The sequence below is a fragment of the Lysinibacillus sp. 10T31 genome, from assembly GCF_056394365.1.
Genome location: NZ_JBFTHS010000025.1, coordinates 32,390 through 51,065 on the forward strand (window position 1 = coordinate 32,390; position 18,676 = coordinate 51,065).

Genomic DNA, 18,676 nt, shown 5'->3' on the forward strand with positions numbered 1-18,676 from the left:
ATATAAAGCCAGTGTTATGTTTTTGTAAAGATTGCACGAAGAGTTGTGAAATTAATCCCATTACTCCTAATATAATAGGCATATATTCTCCTCTGGGTAACGTGATATTAGTCCTCATTAAATGCATTCAGGAACATGCCAGTTCATCCACATTATGGTGAAGAGCTTCACTTTTCCCTTAACCTCCCAATACTTTACTTCCGTACATAAATCAATCAAACATCATCTTAATATTCCTCCGAATTCACTCATATAGCATCAAATGGAAAATCAACGAAATAGTAGAATGGGTTTATAATTTATAACAATCATAATAATCATTTATCTCGCAACCTTCTACATTTCCTATCGTTGTCTATTAATAGTACAGAAAAAAGGAGGTGTTTGAATGTTACCGTTTAATAAATTACAGTTCAATAAATTAGATAAAAGTTTAGTCATTAGCTTGTCATTGCTCGGTATTATTAGTTGTCTCTTTGTTCATTCCAGTAGTACAGTGTTTGAGCAGTATACAAGCTCATTTATTATAAAGCAATTTTTTTATTACCTAATCGGATTTTTAGCTATGTATGGAGTAGCGACGCTTGATATTGAGCAACTAAAAAAAATTGGCTGGCCATTTTATTGGGCGATGGTCTTGTTAACATTTGCTTTATTTATTTCACCCGAAAGTATAGCCCGAACTGTAAATGAGGCGAAGCGTTGGTACCAAATTCCAGTGTTAGGATCATTTCAGCCGTCAGAGTTTTTAAAGTTCGCACTTTTAATCGTTGTCAGTAAGGTCATTGTTGCACATCGAGAGAAATATGTGCGCCCTACCTTTTTAACAGATATGCGACTCCTCTTCATAATTGCTGTTATCACCCTTCCGCCTACACTTGCTGTTTATAAGCAGCCTGATACGGGCATGGCAATGATTTATATGTCGATGATTATACCGATGATTTTCTTTTCAGGTATACAAAAAAAATTACTGATAATCTTTACAGCTATTCCAGTATCAATTCTCAGCGTTGTGGTTATTCTTTATGTAAAATTCAATGAATTTTTCACAGATAAAATTTTAAATAAATTATCAGGGCATCAAATTTCTCGAATTCATGGCTGGTTGCAGCCTAATGAGCATCCAGATTCATCTTATCAAACTAGGCAGGGATTTTCGGCAATTGGTTCAGGACAGTTTACCGGAAAAGGTTACATGCAGAATAATGTCTATGTCGTGGAAAAGCATACAGATTTCATTTTTGCCAACATCGCTGAAGAGGCCGGGTTCATTGGAGGGGCATTTGTCATTGCTCTTTTATTTTTTGTTATTTATCGTATCGTTCTCATTACAGTAGAAGCAAAGGATCTATTTATGACGCTGATGGGAGCAGGTATTTCTAGTTTATTAGCTTTCCAAATTACACAAAATATCGGTATGACAATTGGACTTTTACCTGTAACAGGTATGACATTGCCATTTTTAAGCTATGGCGGAAGTTCACTCATATCCAATTTCATGTTAATGGGCATTGTGATGATTATTTATAATTCTTATAGTGGCTACATGTTTAAAACAACAAAGGAGTAAGGTGAAGGTTTGTATGGATGATACTACTATAAAAAAGAGAATTTTATCTTCATTCAGTAGAAGATCCCTACCTTTGAAAGTGGTGAGATGAACACGGATGTGTTTCCTTTTTTAGGGATGTCCATACATCTACTGAAATAGAGGAACTCAGTCTAAGAACGCCACGTCCTGTGGCAATTTATCTGTGCGAAAGCGCAGCGACAGCAACACGGTTTTATCTGTGCGAAAGCGTAGCGKCAGCAACAACACACGACTGAGTGACCAACATCGTGCTGCTGACGCTACGTTAGCACTACGCTTTCGCGCAAAAAACATCTGTTGGCCTAAAGCCTCCGACGGATGTCACGGATTTTGAAAGGAACGAATATAAGGTTTTAGGCTAACTGACCTACGTCGTGCAGGCCTGAGCACAATTTAAAATCCGGACGCATTGTTTATCTGCGCGAAAGCGAAGCGTCAGCGGCAATGTTTTCTGTAGTGAAAGCGAAGCGACAGCTACAATTACGCCAAGGCGAAATTGATTATTACTCTCCCTAACAGGTGGAGTATTATTCATACTCATAGTGCGCCTCGCCTTTCTTATGCTATAAAACATTCAAAAAGCTGTCTCAAAAGTTTTACTACGACTTTTGAGACAGCTTTATTTTTGCTGAAAGAAGTTAAAGCTTCACTTTATGAATACTATCAATGACAACTTTTAATATTGTATCAAGATCTTCTTGTACAATATTAAGTGGTGGAGATAATGTTAATACATTATTAAAGCCTGCAACAGTGGCACCATTTTTACCAATAATAACACCCTGCTCCTTACATGCAGTGATTACAGCATTTACTTTATCTACTGGTAAAGGCTCTTTCGACGTTTTATCTGAAACTAACTCGATGCCAATTAATAAGCCTTTGCCTCGAACATTCCCAACATTCGGGTGATTCTCCAATGCTTGCTGAAGTGCTTGCAGAGTAGTTGCTCCAACCTCACTGGATCTTTCGAATAATGCTTCTCGCTGAAGAATCTCAATATTTTTCAACGCGACCGCACATGCGACTGGTGATCCGCCAAATGTATTGACATGACGGAAATAACCGTATGCATCTGACTCAGTAAATGCCTCATAAATTTCCCGTTTTACCGCTGTAGCTGATAATGGTAAATAGGCACTTGTAATTCCTTTTGCCATTGTAATAATATCTGGTTTTACACCGTAATTCATAAATCCAAATGGCTTGCCTGTTCGACCAAAGCCACAAATTACTTCGTCTACAATCATTAAAGCCCCATGTTTTTTACACACTTCCTGAATGCCCCTTAAATAATTTTCCGGTGGCATGATGACGCCCCCACCTGTAATAATTGGCTCTAAAATCATTGCGGCTACTGTTTCACTTAGCTCCCATGTCATCGTCTTATCTACAGCCTTGACGCTTGCTAAATCTGTTGGGGCAAGTGTATCACTTTCATGTTCCCGATATTGATCAGGTGGTGCTACATGGATAAAGCCCGGAGATAGTGGTTCATATTTATATTTTCGTTCCGCTTGCCCTGTCGCAGCCAATGCTCCAAAAGAACTTCCGTGGTATGCACGGTAGCGAGAAACAATTTTATAGCGAGAGCTTTCCCCTTTTTGTTGATGATACTGACGCGCAATTTTAAACGCAGTTTCATTAGCCTCTGATCCACTATTAGAGAAGAAAATAACATAATCTCCACCAAGCATCTCATTTATCTTTTCAGCCAGTTCAACTGCTGGTAAATGTCCTTGCGATAAAGGAGCATATGCATTTTTCATCATCTGCTCATGTGCAACATCTGCTAATTCCTTGCGACCATAGCCTACATTTACACACCACAATCCCGCCATTGCATCGATGTATTCAACCCCATCTGTATCAACAATCCTTGCACCATTTGATTTTTCTACTACATATGTCGCTTGTGGATTGTAAGGTTTCATTGAATGCCATACATATTGTTCATCTTTCTTTAAAATATCACTTTTAAGATTTACTTGAACCATATCTATACACCCCTTTATGTTTTTTCACTTATTCACATCGTTATTACTTGGGAACGCAAATGAACTTGTCGTATCCTCTGTTTCATTTGGCCAACGTTCAGAAATTGTTTTCGCTTTCGTAAAGAATCGTGCTTGGTCCGGTCCAAACATATGCCCTTCACCGAACTTAGAGCGCTTCCACCCTCCAAAATTGTGATAGCCAACTGGAATCGGAATCGGAACATTAACGCCTACCATACCTACTTCAATTTCTTCTTGGAATTTACGCGCCGCCGAACCGCTGCCCGTAAACATCGTGACACCATTTCCAAGTTCGTGATCATTAATCAAATCAATAGCTTCTTGTAAGGTTTCAGTGCCTACAATAATACGCGCAGGACCAAAAACCTCTTCTTTAAAAATAGTCATTTCTGGAGTTACATTATTTATCAATGTCGGACCAAGATAGAAGCCTTTAGATGTTTCGCATATTTTTGGATTTCGGCCGTCCGTTACAAGATTTGCTCCTTCCGCAATAGCACCATCGATATATCGAAGAATAGTATCTTTTGATTGCTGCGTAATGACTGGGCCAAAGTCTACCTCGTCATCTGTATATGGACCAACCTTTAATTTTAAAATTTTCTCCTTCAATATCTCTGTAAAGCGTTGTTCAGTATCTTTCCCAACGACGATCGCTCCTGAAATAGCCATACAACGCTGGGATGCTGCTCCATAGGCTGCGCCTAAAAAGGCATTAGCTGTTTGCTCTAGGTTTGCATCTGGCATGACAATCATAAAGTTCTTCCCGCCACCAAATGCAGCAACACGTTTATTGTGCTTCGTCCCCGTCTGGTAAATATACTCCGCAACAGGTGTTGATCCAACGAATGAAATTGCTTGTATCTCTTTATTTTCAAGCAGTTCATTAACCGCTTCTTTATCACCATTTATAACTGTCCAAATCCCATCTGGCAGTCCTGCCTCTTTCCATAAGTTACTTAAATATAAGGCTGAGATTGGCACGCGCTCAGACGGTTTTAAAATAACTGCATTTCCTACCGCAACCGCCATACTTGTAATCGCCAATGGAACCATGACAGGGAAATTAAATGGAGCAATTGTTGCAACGACTCCAAGTGGGGCTTTTGCAGAAAAGGCATTAATATCGCCACCTACATTAACCGAGTATTCCCCTTTCAGCATTTGTGGGGCACTTATTGCCATATCTACGGATTCAATGCCACGAACAATTTCGCCCTTAGCATCTTCCTTTGTTTTCCCACTTTCCTCACAAATTATTTTGATGAGCTCATCTTGTCTTTCAACTAATAACTGACGGAAACGATGTAAAACCTCAACCCGTTTACCAATTGATGTTTTTTTCCATGCAGGGAAAGCTGCCTTCGCTTGCTGGATAGCCTGCTTCACCTCATCTCTAGTCGCTAACGGAACTTGCGCAATGACCTCTCCTGTTGTTGGATTATAAACTTCCGAGTAACGGCCACTAGTACCTGCTGTTTCAACACCATTGATAAAATGTGATAGCGTTTTCACTTTTTGCTGAACTGTCATAATTTCCCCACTCCTCATCTATTGTTGTTCAAAATCTAATTCTTCCTTTTTGAAAATAGAACTTGCTTCCTCTACTGGGTTTGGCGACTTTTTCCTTTGTGTAACAAAATAGAAAATCATCACGACCGCCACTACAATACATGTAAATAAAATTTGTGAACGCATCGATTCAATAAAGAACATAGCGATCAGTAATGATGTTGTAGCCAATATTGTGAAATACGTTAAATATGGGAATAACCACATTTTCACTTTTAATAGTTTAGGATTTTCCTTCTCAATTTTCCGTCGCATTTTTAATTGTGAAAAAGCAATGATTAAGTAAAGAATCAACGTAATTGCACTACATGAACTAAGTAAAAACATAAATACTTTATCTGGTGAAACATAGTTCATAATAACGGCAATATAAGAGAAGAATGTCGCTGTTAATATGGCATTAACAGGTGCTCCCTTTTTATTTAATTTCAAAAATGCTTTTGGGGCCTCCCCCTTCTCCGCTAAAGAAAATACCATTCGAGATGTAGCGTAAAGCGCGGAGTTTAAACACGATAAAACCGCTGTTAAAACAACAAAATTCATGATTTGCGCAGCTGCGGGAATGCCGATGTAATCCAATACTGCTACGTATGGACTCGTTAAAATACTTGAGGAATGCCAAGGTAATAATGTGACAACTACTGTTATCGATCCAACGTAGAAAATCAAAATACGCCAAGTAATTGAATTTGTAGCTTTTGTCACCGCTGCTAATGGTTCGTCAGATTCCCCTGCTGCAATGGCAACAATCTCTGTGCCCATAAAGGAGAAAATAACAATGACTACCCCCATCAAAACAGAACCAAAACCATTCGGTAAAAATCCACCCTCACCGATTAAATTGGTTGTACCTACCGCATCAAAATTAGGTGCGATACCAAAGATAATAAATGCACCAAGTCCTAGGAAAACTATAATACTTGCAACTTTAATAAGAGAGAACCAATATTCAAATTCACCAAAAGCTTTAACGGAAAGGGCATTTGTTAAAGTAAGTGCTACCGTTAATAAAAGACTTAGTAGCCATAAAGGAACCCCATCATACCAATATTGAATAATCGCAGCTGCTGCCGTTGCCTCTAAAGCAATTGCAACAACCCAGAAAAACCAATATAACCAACCAATCATAAAACCAGCCCACGGACCAATTGCTTCATGTGCATAATGCGCAAATGACCCACTTGTTGGATTGACGGCTGCCATTTCTCCAAGCATTCGCATGACAAGAATAACGATAATACCTGCAAAGATAAAAGATAAAATTGCTCCAGGGCCAGCTAAGTTAATCACTGAGCCACTCCCCATAAATAGACCGGCTCCGATAACCCCTGCAATAGCGATCATCGTCATATGCCTTTTCTTTAACCCTCTCTGTAAATGCGTCTGTTGCTCCATATCTGTTCACCTCTTTTAATCAATTATGCCTCGGCATAATTGCCGCTGACGCTTCGCTTTCGCGCAGATAAACAATGCGTCCGGAATCGGCTTTGTACATACTCCTTTCCGATTTCCGTGACATCCGCCGGAGGCTTTAGGCCAACAGATGTTTTTTGCGCGAAAGCGTAGTGCTAACGTAGCGTCAGCAGCACGAAGTTGGTCACTCAGTCGTTGCCACAGGACGTGGCGTTCTTAGACTGAGTTCCTCTATTTCAGCGGATGTTGGACACCCGCTGAAAGAAGTTAAATTGGATTACCGCTTACAAAAATTTTACATGTTACATAGAAACGAAGTAATAGACAAACTGTAAAATTCTATACATTTGTTTTATACATAATGTAAAATAGACTAAAGATTCTTAAAATATGATATTTCAGTTTATTTAAGCAGAAATGATACATCAATAAGAAAACCAGAAGATGGTCTATGTCAAATGGTAGGAGGATAAAAATGAGTCAATTTAAGCTTCAGGTGAAGGATGTATTAGAAAATACATACTTCCAAAGTGCTGAGGTCGTAGCTGGAGAGGATGGATTATTACGCATTGTAAAGTGGGCTCATGTTATTGAAATTATACAAGTAGATAATTTTCTAGCTGGTGATGAATTGGTTTTAACAACAGGGATAAGCCTTCAGCACTGCATAGAGGATTTTATCTTTTTTGTAGAGTCCTTAATTCAAAAAAATTGCGCTGCATTGTGCATTGAATATGGGACTTCCATACAAATCATTCCAGAAGAGATTGTAGCTCTTGCTAACCGTCATAGCTTCCCTATTATCGTTTTTCATGACACTGTTCCTTTTGTCCGCATCACACAAGATTTACATAGTCAAATTATGAATCAACAATATTTAATGATCTCTACTTTAGAATCCTACTCTCAAACATTAAATAAAAATGCTCTATTAGGGCACACCGCAGAAGAAGTTTTACAAAATATGTATAATAAACTGAAGACACAAATTATCTTTTCTATTAAAGGTCGAGAACCTATCTTTTTTCCAAATATGCCTCATCATAAGCGCCAACAGCTTTTAACGATGAGCAAATCAGCACCAGTATTTAAAAATGAACCAATCTTTATTTTTGATCAGCATTATGCAGATTTAACGCTCTATAGAGAGGATGGTCTATTCTCAGAGTTCGAATTACTTATTTTAGATCGTACAGCTACTGCGTTAGCGCAGCTGTTAATGAGAGAAATTTATATTGAAGAGAAAAGGGACATTGAGGATGCCTCTATTTTAGCGGATTGGATAGATCAAAAACTATCAAAAGAGGAAATTTATAAATTTATTGTAACCCATCATTCTAACTATAAACTTTCTAGCGGAGCGGTTTTTATTTTAGCAACTCCTAATGCAGTCTCTAGGGTGCAAGAGGATATTGTCTATAGTAAGCTCTACTATCGAAACCTTTTTGAGCAAAATGGATTTATACCATTTTTATTTGAAAGAAAAAGCTATGTCATTTTTATTTTATTCCATACGAAGGATAGCAAATCGAGTCGCGAATTATTAAATACGTTAGTTTCTTCTGTTCAGAAAACCGATTTTTATAAAAAGCAAATGGCCCAAGGTTATCAAATCGCAATTGGCAAAGTCGTTGCAGACGTAGAAGAAATACCAAAGAGCTATCAAACCGCGCTCGAAACATTGTATATTTGCAGTAAAGTACAAACAACATCTTATTTTTACGATGATTTACATCTACATCACCTCATCTATAAATTACAGATGCAAGTAAATTTACAGGAAGTGATTCAAGATTATTTGCAGCCTGTTATTGAATACGACAAAAAATATAACAGTAAGCTATTAGAAACTCTGCAGGTATACTTGCAAACGAATGGCTCCAAACAACAAACAGCCAACCAACTGTATATCGTACGACAAACGCTCTACCATCGTTTAAAAAAGCTTGAAAGTCTCTTAGGGGAAAATTTTATGAAGGGACATAATCGAATTACACTTGAATTTATGTTGCTTGCTAATTCTTTGATTGAGGAGAAAAACTAATTTCTTAGTTTTAGCAGGGGTTATCGGCGATATTGATTGGTTAGCACGCTCAAGATTGCATTGCTTCTTGAGCGTGCTATCAATTTTAGTTTTCGGTAACTACTCCGCTATATAATCCTGGTCTACGGTCGTCATAAACAGGAATTCGGCCTCGTACTTCATCGACAATCGAAAAGTCCACATCGATGACAGCTACTTCTTCGTCCTCGGCGCCAACCCAAAGCACTTCGCCCCACGGTTGAATAATCATTGATTGACCATTGAAGTTTTCTACCTTTCTAGAAATACGATTAACAGCTATGACGAAACATTGATTTTCAATGGCACGTGCTTGCAGCAATGTTTTCCAATGATCGATACGTGGTGTCGGCCATTGCGCCGGTACGAACAATACCTTTGCACCCTCTAAGGCGTGAGCGCGTAGCCATTCCGGGAAGCGGATATCATAGCAAATCACACCCGCAGCCTCGATATCTCCAAGGGCAAAGCGATTCATTTCATCCCCAGCTTCTAAATATAAATGCTCGTCCATCAAACGGAAAAGATGTGCCTTGTTATATTCACCTACTAACTCACCATTCTTATCAAACGTATACATCGTGTTGTAAAATTTATCGCCCTTCTTCGTTGAAACAGAGCCACCAACAATATGTACGCCAAGCTCTTTCGCCAGATCTGATAAAAATGCTTTCGAACGCTCTCCATTAACATCTGCAAGCTCTGGTAATTTTTCAAGAGCATAGCCTGAATTCCACATCTCCGGTAAGACAATAATTTCTGCACCTTGTTTTACCGCTTCACGAATTTTTTCCTCTGCGCGAGCAAAATTTTCTTCTACTTTACCAAAGCCTACGTTTAATTGGATACAACCGATTTTCATTGTTATTCCTCCTCTAGACAGTACTGTTCTGTATTTTATACTACAATAAAACTGTGATTTTAATTATTTATTTGCCAACTAATTATCGATATATTTGCCAACATTGTCACACCAACCATTTTAACTTACTTATTTTTAATACCGTATCCTGTTAAAGGTATTATATTGATTTCAGTTGAGCTAATCTATAACTTTCAGCATCGATTTAATTAATTATTTTACTTTTGGCATATGTATGATTAACTAAAGGAACTCTCGAAAATATTGGTTGAGGATGATTATTTTCCGCATGTAATGCATGAATAATCTCTTTATTGATTAATTTCAGATTTTCAGGAGTTTTCATAATTTCAAACGCTGCATCTCGGTATTCATTAGATGTAACATACGTGTTTGGCAATTCATTCAGTGTATGTGCTACTACGGCAAGTTCACAGGTTTCACATTTACAAAATGTTTGATATTCCGGTCCTTGTAGTAGAAAACGCACTAAACCACGCACAATTTCTTCTGTAACATTTACTAAAATAGGATTTGACATATTCAAACCTTCACCTCATTTTATATTTTATTGTTTTACTATTCCTAAAACGATATTAGTGTTAACAAAGCCTTGCTCAGAATTTCTAGCCAACTGGCTTCATCTAAGTAAAATTATATAGAAATATACGAAAATCACCCTATTAAAATTTACCTACTACTAGGTATATTTTAATAGGTATGACTTCTTACTCTTTTGATAAATTATAAAGTAGCTCATGAAAAATAATAATAAACCACGAGCCACTTAAATATAAAATAATTGATAACACTTCTATCAAAAAATGATGAAGTGAATAATCTTATAGTAATGGGTATAAAATATTCGATTTAATAGGTGATAATCATGAGGGCAAAGAAGCTTAATTTTAATAAAATTACATCAACTAAATTATTGATAAGTGCATTATTTATTATTGTATTATATATACTGTTATCAGCTCATAATTTCTATGATTTTATAATCTTTAATACTATACTCTCGTTAAAAATAGCTATACTAGAATTCCTGATTTTCCTCTTATTATTTTCGACTTCCCTATTGATAAATAAATACCTAATAAAAAAACAAAAATACTTAAAATACGTATTTCTTTTACTCTATATCATCTATAGGATCGTACACGTTATTGTCCTTATTGATGACTTTGAAAAGTTAATCATCGCATCCTATATTGATTTCTTCATGATTATATTTTCACTTATGTTTTTAAGTAACTCGTTGCTTTGTATTCTTTCTTTGTTTTACTAAAATATCTTCTACTATTTTATTTCTACCCATCTTATTATCTAGATGAGTTAATTTTCGCATTTAATACAGCTGTACTTGTTTCTATTTTAATCTTGTTCACTCTAAAATTTTTAGTTAGAACATTTAAATCAGAATATGAAATACGAATAAAGGATATCATTTTATTAATGATGGAAATATTAGAGCTAAAGGATCCGTATACAAAAGGTCATTGTGAACGAGTTGCCGAATATGCAACAATTCTTGCTGAAGAAAGCCGAATATATACAAAAAAGGATTTGGAAAATTTCTATCTCGCTTGTTTATTACATGATGTTGGGAAAATAGGAATACCCGATGAAATTCTAAATAAAGATTCTCATCTTACAAATGAAGAATATAGTGTTATTAAAAAACACAGTCTTCTTGGCGCAAAATTATTGAATAATCTTTCATTTACTCCTCTTTTTATTCATGAACATCGGTCTATAATACGTTCTCATCATGAGAAATGGGATGGAAGTGGTTATCCAGACGGATTAAAAGGTCATGAAATTCCTTTAAATGTAAGAATTGTTTCTATTGCCGATGCATTTGATGCAATGACATCTACAAGGTCTTACCGTAATGCACTGTCCGCAGAAGAAGCTTATAAACGGATTATTGAAGGGGCAGGTACTCAATTCGATCCGGGTTTAATAGAAATTTTTCAAAAGGTATATCCTAAGTGGATTGAACTTTTGAAGAATAAAAATTACGAATAAAAATTTAACAAATTATCTATGTAATTACCTAAATAGAAGCGTTCCAAATGGTCCCATTCACACTTTTTAACAGCTGTCCTTAGAACGTTTCATTAATTAAATTCTGTATCCCCATAATTGGAAAGTTATTTATTAAACTAGCCATCGAACCTACTAATATCTAAGGGATTAACATAGTAAATGAATTACGAATCGCAATTAAACAGGTGGACAGTAGGAGCACAGCGAAACAATAAAATATGCCAAGGATTAGATACGTGAAAATGCCAATCTTCATCAGAATAAATTTGGACATAAAACGCCCCGCAAAAGTTAGATTTTGTGGTCTAACTTTACAGGGCGTTTCATTTGGAGGATGGTTGTAATGTCACTTATTCATTTATATATTTACTTATATTATCAATATCCCGCTCTGTTACAAAAGGCTGGATTTGTATGACCGGAAGTGATTTTATTCTAAGCGGTATAGTAGAAATAATAAAATCTATATCATAATCTACTTCCAACTCTTTTTCTTCTGCTAAGTTAGTCGAAATAAGAGGTGGAAATTCTATTTTATTTCCAAATTGATTCTTTAATTTCGCTGAAATATATTTTCTCCAGCCTCTTCCTTCTCCTGCAATGATAAGAGTTTTTTTGGGTCTAAACTCATTAGAAATTCGAGAAGCTTCTATGTACATTACAATATTAATAATTTCTTCATCTGGTACATAATTAGTTATTTTATGCTTTCGTACCCAGCCTATATATACGTCCTTAACTTTCAGAAAAGTTTTAAAGTGTTGTTTTTTCATAGAAGATGTAGTGTTTTTATTATTACCTGGAATATAAGAAAGCAAATTTAAAATATGTACTTTCTTCCTAAAGTAAAGAATAATTGAATAGATAAATTCCTCATCTTTAATAAAATAATTACTAAATTTATTATCTAACATAGATATAAAATCTCTTGTGATATTATACACAGGTAAACTACTTTCGTAAAATAAGCTTACTTCATTTTTTCTTTCTTTATCTGGATACTTATATATATAATCCAAACATTTAAAAACAATCGTTATTGTAATTTTTTCTGCGTCAGAAAATGCTATATTATGTTCTCTTTCCACCTGATCTAAATGTAAAGATATTTCATTGTACTGCGGTGTATCCCAATTATGATTTGAAAATTCGTTAATCCATTGTAATTCATGTCCTTGTTGCTTCCTTAATAGTAAAATAGCTAAAAAATATGCAAATTTACGTCTAGAACTTATATATAAAACAATATCCATCGAATTTTCTACTCTCTCTATAAAATCAAAAATATCATCTTTGGCAAATGAAAATGGCCAATCTGTACTCATGTAAGCTTTTGAAAATAATTTCGTAAACATATGGATTACTCTCCAGTTATCACCTACTATCTTAATCGGTTTCCTTTCAAGTTTTAAACCAAAATGAGCTAAGTCTCTTTCAACTTTTTTTAAAGCTTTAGAGACAACATATGGTTGAACAAACAGTTCTTCAGCTATATTCACTACCGTTGTTTCATTGTTCACTATTAACTTATTTAAAATCTGAAATGTTAAAGATTTTCTAAAAAATAACGTAATCACTTCATTTACTGATGCATGGATAGGCATTATTAATTGAACACCATAACCTTTTTTTATTTCAATACTCCAATTTTCAGGTATTACATCTTTTATATAATTCAAATCTTTTCTAATTGTTTTATCTGTAGCTTCTATGGCATTCGATATCTCTTCGAATGAATACCACCTTTTTTTATTTGAAAGGAATTGTATTACTTTGATTTTTCGTTGTAAATCTGATTGAATCTTAACTTCAAATCCATTATCCTCAATAAAAAAATTACGCATTATTTTCATCCTTCATAACTTAATTTTCCCTAACAAATTAATTATTAAAATGATGTTATTATCAGGGATCATCACCATAAGCGTGTGGTTTATATCCGTTCCGACTGTGCGCTTTCACTCTGACCTCACGAAGTCGTCATGCTTTTTAACAAATGTCATCCACAACTTTTGGTGAAGAGCTATTATCAAACTAAATTTCCTTTTTATTCAAAACCATTTTAATACAATTCATTAAAAAAGTAATAAATTTCTATATTATAAAAATACAGCATTTATTATACCATAATAAGTATTATATAGAGGATCTTTTATCCCACATATCTTTAAAATATATATAATTCAGATGAACCATCAACCAATTTAAAACGATGACAAAAGTATTATACGAAAGAGAAATCATTTTGTTTCATTGACATAGCTTTGACAAACGAATGAGAACCACAATAGAATCATCCGTCGTTTCACCCAAAAGGACATGCGATTGAGGATTATAGCCTGACGCAGATTCGTATGGTTGAGGAAGCTATGAACAACCTACCAAGAAATTTTTTTGTCTACAAGACACCAAATGAACTGTTTGAAGAGGAACTCTAGAAACTCATCGTCTAAGACCGCGGGAATACCCCTCAAGCCGAGCCTCCCTCTAAACAGAAAAGCCTACAAGAGAAACGCCTTGTAGACCTAGCCAACACAGGTTGAACGGACTACGCCGACCGACGAACAGAAGACAAAGGAACCTCTGAGGTTTTTTTGAGAAAAAGTGTTCAACTTGGAATTGCAATTCAGGAAAATAAATCAAGCATAAAATTTCCTGAAATAAAATAAAGCATAAAGTTTCCAACAGGAAATTTAATGCTTTACGTCACATGTTATATTTAAAATCACTTGTTAGTAAGGGTATATTGTTTGAAAAATCTAAAGTTATCCGTTATTTGTTTACAGACTTATTTTTAAGTATAATCTTGCCTAAAATAAAATTAAGTATATCCTTGCCAATGTGGCAAAGATATACTTAAAATCACAAAAACAACCTTACTTCCATGGTTTTAGCTCAATATTTAGATTAATATCTCACCATTTAATACTTGAACAGCCGAACCCGCAATTGCCACATCTTTTATTTTTGGTGTAACGTATAATAATCCACCACGTTTTGAAAGCTGTTTGCTAACGATGCTTTCTTTTGATAACTTTTCACACCAGTAAGGTCCTAACGCACCATGAGTGGAACCATTTACATGGTCTTCATCAATGCCTTGTGCTGGAGAAAAGAATCTCGAGACAATATCAATCCCCTCATCCTTAGAACGACTTGTAATACAAACACCACGTACAGGGAACTGATTCATCGCATGAAAATTTGCTTTGAAATCTGCAATATACTCTTCATGACTTAGCTCCACGATATAATCCAATTCTGTTTTCCCTACATATATTGGTTTCATACCAAGCCATTCTTCAAGCTCCACAGGACATTCAATCTCTTCTAGCCGATACTTTTGAATTGTTATTTCTACTAGTTCATTCAACCAAATTGCTTGCAAAAGACCACTTAAAGTTTGGAATGTAATGGAAAAGTTGACGGGTACAATCCCTTGTTTCCAGAGTAAAAAAGCGCTAGCGATTGTTCCATGTCCACAAATCGGGATTTCCTTTGCTGGCGTAAACCATCTAAGAAAAAAATCATTATCCTTCTTTTGGACAAAAGCTGTTGTTGGTACGGGAATCTCCTGAGCAATTTTCTGCATGGTCGACTCAGTTATTGTTGAATCAAGTAAACATACTGCTGCAGGATTTCCCTTGTAAAGCTCTGTAGTAAAAGAATTGACGATAAAATATGAGACTTTGTTCAATTTCCCCACCCCATATGGGCCTCTTATAGTCGCCCGTAGTTTTTGAAAAAGCTCTAGACAATTACTAAAAAAAGTAATATTATGTGCATCATATCTTTAATAATTATTATATTCTGAAAAAGGTGGACATGCATGGAATTCTCAAAAAAACTACAGCAACTTCCAACTCAATTTTTTGCAGCACTTGTGCAAAAAGTAAACGCCGCTCTTTCTGAAGGGCGTGATGTTATTAATCTTGGTCAAGGTAATCCAGACCAACCCACTCCTCCACACATTATTAAAGCATTACAGGAGGCAGCAGAAGATCCTCAAAATCATAAATACTCTCCATTTCGTGGCATAGCAGAATTACGCCAAGCAGCAGCAAACTTCTACAAACGTGAATACAATGTTGACATTGACCCTGAAACAGAGGTAGCTATTCTTGGTGGTACGAAAATCGGTCTTGTTGAGTTACCGTTAGCCGTTTTAAACCCCGGTGATACAATGCTGTTACCTGACCCTGGATATCCAGATTACTTATCTGGTGTCGTATTAGGCGATGTTAATTTTGAAGTCATGCCACTTTTTGCAGAAAATAATTTTCTGCCTGATTATAATGCTCTATCCGATGAAGTAAAAGAAAAGACGAAGCTGCTTTACTTGAATTACCCGAATAACCCAACTGGTGGTACTGCAACACTTGAATTTTTCGAGGAAACAGTACGCTTTGCAAAAGAGCACAACATTATCGTATCACATGATTTCGCTTACGGGGCGATTGGATTTGACGGCAATAAGCCTATCAGTTTCCTACAAGCTGACGGTGCTAAAGATGTCGGTATCGAAATGTATACATTATCCAAAACGTATAATATGGCAGGCTGGCGCATTGGTTTTGCAGTTGGTAACCCTGATATTGTTGCAGCCATTAATCTTATTCAAGATCATCTATTTTGTAGTCAATTCCCTGCCGTGCAACAAGCGGCGGCAGTTGCACTTACCGCTTCTCCAGGAATGGTTGGTGCTGGTGGTTTAGGTGATCTCGCATACCGTTACGGCCATTTACGCTATGAGGTCGATGTGATGTATGCGACAGTGTTTATCTTAATCATCCTTGTTCAGATTATTCAATCAATAGGTAATCGCTTTGCTGCAAAGCTAAAGAAAGATTAGTAGGAGGATTACGATGACAAAGACAACAGATGGCGATCTACTGTTAAAAAATATTAATGCACAAGCCCCCTTCCCTATTTGCTTTGCAGATTTAGAAAAAGCAGTTACAGAAAAAATGGAAGCTGGTCCGTTTGGTTACATCCGTTCAGGTGCTGGTGGTGAGCAAACATTACGAAATAACCGTGCAGCTTTTGAAAAATACTCTATTATTCCACGCTTTTTACATGATGTTTCAAGTATTGATACATCGATTGAACTGTTCGGAAAAGTACATCCAACCCCGTTCTTATTTGCTCCTGTTGGCATGAATAGAATGGCGCATGATGAGGGAGAGCTTGCCGTTGCACGTGCTGCCGATCAGTTAAAAATTCCTTATATTCAAAGTACAGTTTCAAGCTATGCACTTGAGGATGTAGCACAAACAGCTCCCACTGCTACTAAATGGTTTCAATTATATTGGTCAACAAATGAAGAAATAGCCTATAGTATGGCTGCACGAGCCGAGGCTGCTGGTTTTGAGGCTATTGTTTTAACTGTAGATACAGTCATGCTCGGCTGGCGTGAAGAAGATGTTCGCAATCAATTTTCACCATTAAAGCTTGGGTATGCACGAGGAAACTATATGAATGACCCTGTTTTTACTGCTTCCTTACCAGATGATTCATTTGAGTCATATGTACAGGGCGTTTTACAAAATGTTTTCCATCCAACATTAAATTGGGACAATGTGCGTGAATTAAAGCGCCGTTCTAATCTCCCTATTTTATTGAAGGGAATCTTACATCCTGAAGACGCAAAACTAGCTATAGAAAACGGCATTGACGGTATTATCGTATCAAACCATGGTGGCCGCCAATTGGATGGCGTAATCGCTTCACTTGATGCACTTCCTGACATTGTGAAAACCGTAAAGGGACAAATTCCTGTTATTTTAGATAGCGGTGTGTATCGTGGTATGGATGCTCTTAAGGCACTCGCTTTAGGAGCAGATGCTGTTGCCATTGGTCGTCCCTTCGTCTACGGACTTGCCTTAGAAGGCCAGCAAGGAGTCGAAAAAGTAATGACGAATTTATATGATGAATTAAAAGTCTCTATCGCATTAGCAGGGGCAATATCTATAAAGGGATTACGTGATATCACATTGCTGAAAAAAGATGAAGTCGATAGTAAATGAAACAAGTAGTTAGAACCAAAACAAACATTTGTAGCTGACGCTTCGCTTTCGCTACAGAAAATAATTGTAACTGCCGTTTCACTTTCGTTACGGAGAAAAACCGCTGAAAGAAGTTAAAAATGATATCGCTGTTGTCTGTGTAAGAGCAGCTTTAAAAACATTTCTTAGGAACAAATACAAAAAGACCAGGATCTCAGCAATGAAGTGAGTCCTGGTCTTTTCGCGAAAGTGAATCTTACTAATAACTTTTGCTTAGTTTTAGATTCTATTAATTAGTACGCTTAAGTCCAATAAAAGTTACAGTAAAAAATTAAATATGTATTTAAATGGCTTAAAAGTAATTCCTAAACTTATAGGCATTGCCTCAGATGTAGTTACAGATCAATTATGCCTTAATTGTCGCTTTCGCGTAGATAAACAATGCGTTCGGAAACGTCTTTGTGCTTGCACAAATGGTAGGCTCTCTATAACCAGATGAATTCACTGGTTATCGAATTTCATCGACTGAAAAGGGACTGGAATTATTTTTTTGATTTCTAGTTATGTTCCTGTGGATGCTATACACGTATACAGTGTTGATGAAAGTTTTGTGGATCTGTCAGGTACAGAAAAGCTATGGGGTTCCCCTGTTTCATTCATACTAGAAGCATGCTCACTTCAACAATTTTAAAATTTTTGCAAAGTACTTTCCCAGAGCACGTGAGCTTTTATATATTCTTATACAATTTCTGTTAACACATAACTTTAGTAAAAGGCAGTAATAACACGTTTTTTTCTTGTTATTACTGCCTTTTAAGTTAAAAAGAAGAAGTCAGATTAAACTTAAATCCCTAGGGTATATAAAATTTAATCAATACTAGTTCTCTTTATTTTCTCTGGTAGTTTTCAGGGAAGGCATGCGCCAATAAATGAAAGTTAACATCCAAAAAATACAACCTAATAAAATATGGATTCCACTTTCATGAAGTTTTATTCCACCACCACTAAGTAAAACACCTGTAAAAAATCCTAAAGAAATTGCAGTCATCACATCAAACAATTTCATTTTATTCCCACCTTTGGTGTTATTAAGTA

The 18,676-nt window shown here is 36.0% G+C and carries 13 protein-coding genes; 5 read left to right on the forward strand and 8 right to left on the reverse strand.

Features of this window, described 5'->3' with window-relative positions:
- The first annotated feature begins 388 nt into the window (after window positions 1-388).
- Window positions 389-1,573 carry an FtsW/RodA/SpoVE family cell cycle protein gene (locus AC1DCY_RS15620; protein WP_477351556.1) on the forward strand — a complete coding sequence of 395 codons (1,185 nt, stop codon included), beginning with the start codon at window positions 389-391 and terminating at the stop codon, window positions 1,571-1,573.
- A 659-nt stretch (window positions 1,574-2,232) separates the two neighbouring features.
- On the opposite strand, the gene AC1DCY_RS15625 is transcribed toward AC1DCY_RS15620, so the two are convergent.
- The 3 genes from AC1DCY_RS15625 to AC1DCY_RS15635 are packed head-to-tail and all read right to left on the reverse strand — an operon-like array spanning window position 2,233 to window position 6,579.
- Entirely contained in the window at window positions 2,233-3,591 is a 1,359-nt protein-coding gene (locus AC1DCY_RS15625) for an aminotransferase (protein WP_477351558.1), read from the reverse strand.
- A gap of 24 nt (window positions 3,592-3,615) precedes the next feature.
- Entirely contained in the window at window positions 3,616-5,145 is a 1,530-nt protein-coding gene (locus AC1DCY_RS15630) for a CoA-acylating methylmalonate-semialdehyde dehydrogenase (RefSeq protein WP_477351560.1), read from the reverse strand.
- An 18-nt stretch (window positions 5,146-5,163) separates the two neighbouring features.
- Window positions 5,164-6,579, reverse strand: a complete 1,416-nt coding sequence (locus AC1DCY_RS15635) for an amino acid permease (RefSeq protein WP_477351561.1) — start codon at window positions 6,577-6,579, stop codon at window positions 5,164-5,166.
- A 493-nt stretch (window positions 6,580-7,072) separates the two neighbouring features.
- Between AC1DCY_RS15635 and AC1DCY_RS15640 the strand changes: the two genes are divergently transcribed.
- Window positions 7,073-8,641, forward strand: coding sequence for a PucR family transcriptional regulator (locus AC1DCY_RS15640; protein WP_477351563.1), 1,569 nt, complete (start codon window positions 7,073-7,075; stop codon window positions 8,639-8,641).
- An 85-nt stretch (window positions 8,642-8,726) separates the two neighbouring features.
- On the opposite strand, the gene AC1DCY_RS15645 is transcribed toward AC1DCY_RS15640, so the two are convergent.
- Complete coding sequence (locus AC1DCY_RS15645) at window positions 8,727-9,521, reverse strand: carbon-nitrogen family hydrolase (RefSeq protein ID WP_477351565.1); 795 nt, start codon at window positions 9,519-9,521, stop codon at window positions 8,727-8,729.
- A 205-nt stretch (window positions 9,522-9,726) separates the two neighbouring features.
- Entirely contained in the window at window positions 9,727-10,062 is a 336-nt protein-coding gene (locus tag AC1DCY_RS15650) for a late competence development ComFB family protein (protein ID WP_477351567.1), read from the reverse strand.
- Between the two features lie 917 nt (window positions 10,063-10,979).
- Here AC1DCY_RS15650 and AC1DCY_RS15655 point away from each other — a divergent pair.
- Complete coding sequence (locus tag AC1DCY_RS15655) at window positions 10,980-11,555, forward strand: HD-GYP domain-containing protein (RefSeq protein ID WP_477351569.1); 576 nt, start codon at window positions 10,980-10,982, stop codon at window positions 11,553-11,555.
- A 371-nt stretch (window positions 11,556-11,926) separates the two neighbouring features.
- Here AC1DCY_RS15655 and AC1DCY_RS15660 read toward each other — a convergent pair whose 3' ends face one another.
- Complete coding sequence (locus AC1DCY_RS15660; RefSeq protein WP_477351571.1) at window positions 11,927-13,420, reverse strand: BglG family transcription antiterminator; 1,494 nt, start codon at window positions 13,418-13,420, stop codon at window positions 11,927-11,929.
- A 1,058-nt stretch (window positions 13,421-14,478) separates the two neighbouring features.
- Complete coding sequence (locus AC1DCY_RS15665; RefSeq protein ID WP_477351573.1) at window positions 14,479-15,273, reverse strand: PhzF family phenazine biosynthesis protein; 795 nt, start codon at window positions 15,271-15,273, stop codon at window positions 14,479-14,481.
- A 132-nt stretch (window positions 15,274-15,405) separates the two neighbouring features.
- On the opposite strand from AC1DCY_RS15665, the gene AC1DCY_RS15670 reads away from it, so the two are divergent.
- Both AC1DCY_RS15670 and AC1DCY_RS15675 read left to right on the forward strand, forming a co-directional pair.
- Window positions 15,406-16,428 carry an aminotransferase class I/II-fold pyridoxal phosphate-dependent enzyme gene (locus AC1DCY_RS15670; RefSeq protein WP_477351575.1) on the forward strand — a complete coding sequence of 341 codons (1,023 nt, stop codon included), beginning with the start codon at window positions 15,406-15,408 and terminating at the stop codon, window positions 16,426-16,428.
- A gap of 13 nt (window positions 16,429-16,441) precedes the next feature.
- Window positions 16,442-17,602, forward strand: coding sequence for an alpha-hydroxy acid oxidase (locus tag AC1DCY_RS15675; RefSeq protein ID WP_477351577.1), 1,161 nt, complete (start codon window positions 16,442-16,444; stop codon window positions 17,600-17,602).
- A gap of 856 nt (window positions 17,603-18,458) precedes the next feature.
- Here AC1DCY_RS15675 and AC1DCY_RS15680 read toward each other — a convergent pair.
- Window positions 18,459-18,647: a hypothetical protein gene (locus tag AC1DCY_RS15680; protein ID WP_477351579.1), complete on the reverse strand. Its 189-nt coding sequence runs from the start codon at window positions 18,645-18,647 to the stop codon at window positions 18,459-18,461.
- Window positions 18,648-18,676: the final 29 nt, after the last annotated feature.